Here is a 4,824-nt window from a genome sequence, read left to right as displayed (position 1 = left end):
CACCGCGGCGGCCAGTTCGACCGCCCCGACGGTGCGCCCCCGCAGATCCCGAGGCGTGCTCATCCGCCGGTCACCTGCCTGCCTTCGTCGTGCGCGGGGCAGCTCGACATCACCGGGCAGTGCCGGCATCCCTCGTTGACCTGCGCGAGGAACTGCGGGCCGCGGGTGGCCGCCGCGGCCTCGTGGATCACCGTTCGCCAGCGCTCGAGCCCCTCCGCGTCCAGCGGTGGCTGCACCCGCTGGGTGGCCCCCTCCTTGTTGTGCGGCTTGGCCACGAACACCAGCCGCGCGCCGCCGGGTTCGGACGCCGGCTGCCCCTCGATCGCCCCGGCCGCGGCCGCGACCTGATAGGCGGCGAGCTGCGCGTGGTCGCGGGCGGCGTCCTTGGTCACCGGGTTCTTGGCGGTCTTGACGTCGACGACGACGGGCCGTCCGTCCGGGTCGCGTTCGAGGCGGTCGATGCGGCCGCGGAGCCGGACCCGGGGTAGGTCGTCGGACGGCGGTTCGAGGATGCCGTCGACCCCGACCTCGACGCCGACCTCGGTCAGCTCGTCGCGGGTGCCGCGCAGCCACGTCGTGAACGTGTCGAGCATCGTGCGGGTCCGCTCCAGCTCGCGGCGTGCGTACCACTGGGAACCGAGATCGACCGAGTCCCAGGCACGTTCGAGGGCGCGGTCCACCTGGTCGGGTGGGATCCGTCCGGCGAGCGCCTGCACCAGGGTGTGCACGAGCGTTCCCGCGACCGCGTGGCTGTTCTGGCCGTCGGTGCCGCCGTGCCGTTCGAACATCCACCGCAGCGGACACGTCGTGAGCTGCTCGATCGTGGACGGGGACAGCGGAACCGCCTCGGTTTCGGGATCCCACAGCGGCCGGTCGGTACTGGGGTCGGCGGTGCCGTACCAACGATCCGGATGCGCGCCGCGCACCCCCGCCCGGGCGAGCCGGGCCAGTTGTGCCGCGGCCCGTCGTTGCCGTTCCGGGTCGTGCGCGGCGACCACCGGATCGCACACCACGCTGCGCAGTTCGGCGACGAGCGCCGGCAACGCGAGCACCCGGATCCGGGCCTCGTCGGGCAGACCGTCCGGTTCGAGCGCCTCGTCGTCGGTGTCCGTGTCGTCACCGTCCCGGCCGAGCAGTTCGTCGACGAACCGCGACCGCACCAGGTCCGTATCCGCGGAGGTCGCGTCGACGGCGGTGACGAGCAACCCGCGGCGGGCGCGGCTGCACGCGACGAGGAACAACCGGCGCTCGTCGGCGAGCAGCGGCGCGGTCCGCGACAGCCGGGTAGTGCCGTCGGCTCCCCCGTCGACCCCGGAGACCGCGTCGAGGAGCGCCTCGATCCCGAGCAGGGTGCCGCGCGCACGCAGGCTCGGCCACAGGCCTTCCTGGACTCCGGCGACCGCGACGACGTCCCATTCGCGGCCGACCGCGGAGTGCGCGCTGACCACCGTGACCGCTTCGGATTCGGCGGTGGCGCGGTTGCGGACCGTGCCCGGGATCTCCTGCTCGCTGAGGTAGTCGACGAAACCGGCGATGTGGGCGCGCGGCAGCCGGTCGACGTAGTCGGCGGCGGCGTCGAACAGCGCGACGATCCCGTCGAGATCCCGGTCGGCCTGCGCCCCGGCCGGTCCACCGCGCGCGGACGCCGCCGCCCAACGGCGTTCGAGGCCGGTGGCCTGCCACGCCTCCCAGAGAACGTCCTCGACACCGCCACCACGATTCATCGCGGCGCGGGCCTTGCCGAGCACCGCGAGCGCGCCCTTCAGCGGCGCCGCTTCGACGTCGGTGAGACCGCGCATCAGGTGCGCGGTGGTCTCGGCGTCCTCCCCGTCGACGAGCAGCGCGCGCAGCAGTTCCGCGGAGTCGCGGTCTCCCCCGGCGGCGAGCTCGACGCGCCGCAGACCCCGGCGCAGTCGCCGCAGGGTCACCGGTTCGGCACCGCCGACGGGACCGGACAGCAACGCCAGTGCTTCCTCGCCGCCGAACCGCCGGCCCGACAGCGCCCGCAGCACCAGCAGCAGGCCGGCGACGCTGTGCTGACGGGCCAGCGGCAGTTCGGAGGCCGCGGTCGTCATGGGGACGCCCGCCGCGAGCAGGGCGCGGCGCAGCGGCGCGAGGACTCGCGGCACCGAGCGCACCACGATGGCCATGCGCGACCAGGGCACCTCGTCGATGAGGTGTGCGCGGCGCAGGGTGTCGGCGATCAGGGCCGCCTCCTTCGCCTGCGTCGACAACACCCGCACCCGGACCCGACCGGCTTCGGCTTCACCGGCGACCGCGGCGGCCCCGCGATGCGGCTGCAGGCCCGGCAGCCGCCGCGCGATCGAATCGCTGACCGCAGCGATGTCGGCGGCCGCGCGATGGTTGGTGGCGAGGACGATGCGCCGCTCGGGATCCGCCTCGGCGAGTTCGGTGAGGAACCTGCTGTCCGCGCCGCGGAAGGTGAACACCATCTGGTCGGGATCGCCCGCCACGGTGGCGGTGCGGGTGCCGACGCCGATGGCCTTGATCAACTGTGCCGACTGCGGATCCAGGTGCTGGGCGTCGTCGACGAGCAGGTGCCGGATGCGGCTGCGCTCGGACGCCAGCAGATCCGGATCGGTGGCGAACGCGGCGAGGGCGGCGCCGACGAGTTCGGCGGCGTCGAGGGCCGGTGCGGTGGCCTCGGGGGCTTCGAGACCGACCGCGCCGCGCAGCAGCATCACCTGCTCGTAGCGTGCCGCGAACAGGCCCGCCGCGACCCATTCGGGCCGGTCGCGTTCCTCGCCGAGCGCGACGAGGTCCTCCGGTCCGAGACCGCGTTCGTTGGCACGCAGCATCAGGTCGCGCAGTTCGACCGCGAAGCCGGTCATCCCGAGCGCGGGCCGCAGCCGCTCGGGCCACATGCCGGCGCCGTCGTCGATGTCGCCGCGCAGCAGTTCGCGCAGCACCGCGTCCTGCTCGGCACCGGTGATCAGCCGTGGCGGCGGATTGCCGTGCCGCGACGCCTGCAGCCGCAGCACCGCGAAGGCGTAGGAGTGCACGGTCCGGACGAGCGGCTCCCGGGTGGCGCGGGCACCGGTGACGGTCCCCTCGCGCAGCAGGCCCGCGGTGATCTCTTCGCGCACCGCGGTCGCGGCGCGGCGCGAATGGGTGAGCACCAGCACCGATTCCGGTTCGGCCCCGGCCGCGATCCGGGAGACCGCCAGGTCGACGAGCAGCGACGTCTTGCCGGTGCCGGGGCCGCCGAGAATCTGCCAGGGGCGCCAGCGCGGCAACGGCGGGGCATCCGCGAAGACCTTCCGCACGTCCTCGGGCCATTCGCGGCGCGGGGGCGCCGTGTCCGGTCGCTGCACCAGCCGCGCGGCCGGACGGCGCGGCCGGTCGAGCGTGCGGGTGTCGGCGTCGGTCATGTCCGATATCCCATCAGAAGGGTCCGACACGGAACCCGCACGACCCCGGCCCGGCACTCGGACAGCCTCTCGGACAGCACGGCCACGAGCGGACTGCGATAGTGATCGGCGTGAACACGCCTCCGTCACCGCTGCACACCCACCTGTTCGGACCCGCGGACGGCCCGCAGATCCTGGCCCTGCACGGGTTGACCGGGCACGGCCGCCGGTGGGAGAACATCGCGACCCGGTATCTACCGGAGGCCCGGTTCGCCGCGCCGGATCTGCGCGGGCACGGCCGGTCGCCGTGGACGCCGCCGTGGAACTTCGAGACGCACGTACAGGACCTGCTCGGGGTGCTCGACGCGCACACCACCGGACCGGTGCTCGTCGTCGGGCATTCGTTCGGCGGGGCCCTCGCGGTGCATCTCGCGGCCACCGCGCCCGAGCGGGTGCGCGGGTTGCTGCTGCTGGATCCGGCGATCGGCCTGCCGCCCGACCGCATGCAGGAGATCGCGGATCTCACGGTCCGGTACCCCGACTACACCGACGCCGCGGAAGCCCGTTCCGAGAAGGTGCACGGCTCGTGGGGTGACGTCGCCGAGGAACTGCTCGACGCCGAGATCGCGGAACATCTCGTCGAGCTGGAGTCCGGGCGGGTGAACTGGCGCCTGTTCGTGCCGGCGCTGGTGACGTCCTGGAGCGAACTGGCCCGCGACTTCGTGCTCCCGCCCGCGCACCTCCCGACGACCGTGGTGCGTGCGGCGAAGGTCCAGCCGCCGTACGTCACCGACGAATTCCGCGCCGCGCTCGCCGAGCGTCTCGGCGCGAATCTCACCGAACTCGAGATGGACTGCGACCACATGATCGACCAGGCACGGCCCGAGGAGACCGCGGCCCTGATGCGCAGGATGCTGTAGATGGCCGCGACCACCGACGCCCAGATCGAACGGGTCCGGGAACTGGTCGCGTCGATTCCCGCGGGCCGGGTCGCGACGTACGGCGACATCGCCGACGCCGCGGGCCTGTCGAGCCCGCGCACCGTGGGGTGGATCATGCGCACCGACAGCGCCGACCTGCCGTGGCACCGGGTACTGCCGGCGTCCGGGAAACCCGCCCAGCACCTGGCTCACCGTCAACTCGCGCGGCTCGCCCTCGAGGGCACACCGATCCGCGGGGACCGGGTCGATCTCGCGGCGGCCCGGCACCGGTTCTGAGCCCGTTCACCCATCGGTGCTGCGACTCCGCGCCCGTCGGCGCCGCACCCGTCGGACGACGAGGACGGCGACCGCGACGACGGCCACCACGATCACGATGCGCTGGAAGCCCGACGCGTACGGCTGGATCCGCGACCAGTTCTGTCCCAGTTCAAACCCGGCCAGCACGAACACCGCGTTCCAGATCGCGCTGCCGGCGGTGGTGAGGACCGCGAACCGCCACACCGGCATCCGGG

The 4,824-nt window shown here is 73.6% G+C and carries 3 protein-coding genes and 1 pseudogene; 2 read left to right on the top strand and 2 right to left on the bottom strand.

Annotation, left to right across the window (positions count from 1 at the left end; genetic code table 11):
• Positions 1 to 59 precede the first annotated feature (59 nt).
• The gene (locus tag I0Q12_RS21010; RefSeq protein ID WP_197254296.1) at positions 60 to 3,392 is read right to left on the bottom strand and encodes an ATP-dependent DNA helicase; all 3,333 of its coding nucleotides are present in this window, start codon (positions 3,390 to 3,392) and stop codon (positions 60 to 62) included.
• Positions 3,393 to 3,502: 110 nt separating this feature from the next.
• Here I0Q12_RS21010 and I0Q12_RS21005 point away from each other — a divergent pair, with 110 nt between their 5' ends.
• Positions 3,503 to 4,291: an alpha/beta fold hydrolase gene (locus I0Q12_RS21005; protein ID WP_374068753.1), complete on the top strand. Its 789-nt coding sequence runs from the start codon at positions 3,503 to 3,505 to the stop codon at positions 4,289 to 4,291.
• A complete protein-coding gene (locus I0Q12_RS21000; RefSeq protein ID WP_197254292.1) occupies positions 4,292 to 4,588 on the top strand; it encodes an MGMT family protein in 297 nt (98 codons plus the stop codon).
• Positions 4,589 to 4,594: 6 nt separating this feature from the next.
• Here I0Q12_RS21000 and I0Q12_RS20995 read toward each other — a convergent pair.
• Positions 4,595 to 4,824 (bottom strand): annotated as a pseudogene (locus I0Q12_RS20995) (DedA family protein); the annotation flags it as partial.

It is taken from the genome of Rhodococcus sp. CX (genome assembly GCF_015865005.1).
Taxonomy (GTDB): Bacteria; Actinomycetota; Actinomycetes; order Mycobacteriales; family Mycobacteriaceae; genus Rhodococcus.
The sequence above is the reverse complement of the archived record's forward strand: the minus strand, read 5'-3'. Positions and strand labels throughout refer to the sequence as shown.